Origin of the sequence: Falsiroseomonas sp. HW251 (genome assembly GCF_050563545.1) — a bacterium.
In the GTDB taxonomy this organism is placed as follows: domain Bacteria; phylum Pseudomonadota; class Alphaproteobacteria; order Acetobacterales; family Acetobacteraceae; genus Falsiroseomonas.
On sequence record NZ_JBNXUM010000102.1, the window covers coordinates 1 to 646 of the forward strand.

Genomic DNA, 646 nt, shown 5'->3' on the forward strand with positions numbered 1-646 from the left:
AACGTTCCCAATACTTCTCGACCAAACACAGAACGGCCGTTCCCTCCCACGGTAACGGCCGTTTTGCCGTTGGGGGTGCCACGCTGCGCCTCGGCCATCTGCAGGAACGCCGCCAGGTCGCCCCGCAGGCTGAGCGAAACCTCACCCCGGCGCTCGCCCGGATGCACCAGGATGGCGTCGATCCGCAGCGCCTCCTCGGCCAGCAGCGCCGTCCTCTCGTCCTTGAGCGCCTCCTCCAGCGCCTCGACCTTGCGGCGGTAGAGGGCAGGGAGGTTGGGGTGCAGCACCGGCACGGGCTCCGGCAGCCCAGCCGCGGCCACCTCGGCCTGCAGTGCCTCGCGGCGGCGCTCGACCTCACGCAGTTCCTCACCATGGCCACCCCGCCGTGGCCGTCTTTGATCAGTTCCAGCAAGGTCCGGATCTGCCGTGAAGTTGCCCCACTTCCGTGGACGGTTAGCGGGTAGATCAGTTGTTCTCGGCCATGGCTCTGGCTTCGTGTTCGATGGGCGAGAGGTAGCCCAGGGCCGAGTGGCGCCTGGTGGGGTTGTAGAAGCCCTCGATGAAAGCGAACACCGCCATCCGCGCCACGGCCGGGGAGCGGAAGCTGCGGCGGTCCAGCAGCTCGCACTCGAGGGTGGCGGAGAAA

1 protein-coding gene and 1 pseudogene are annotated in these 646 nt (G+C 68.0%); both read right to left on the minus strand.

Annotated elements, in window-relative coordinates; genetic code table 11:
• Positions 1-293: pseudogene (locus ACLF3M_RS35370) on the minus strand (hypothetical protein); the annotation flags it as partial.
• Between the two features lie 172 nt (positions 294-465).
• Positions 466-646, minus strand: a 181-nt coding sequence (locus ACLF3M_RS35375; protein ID WP_430661709.1) for an integrase core domain-containing protein, incomplete at its 5' end; no start/stop codon positions are given.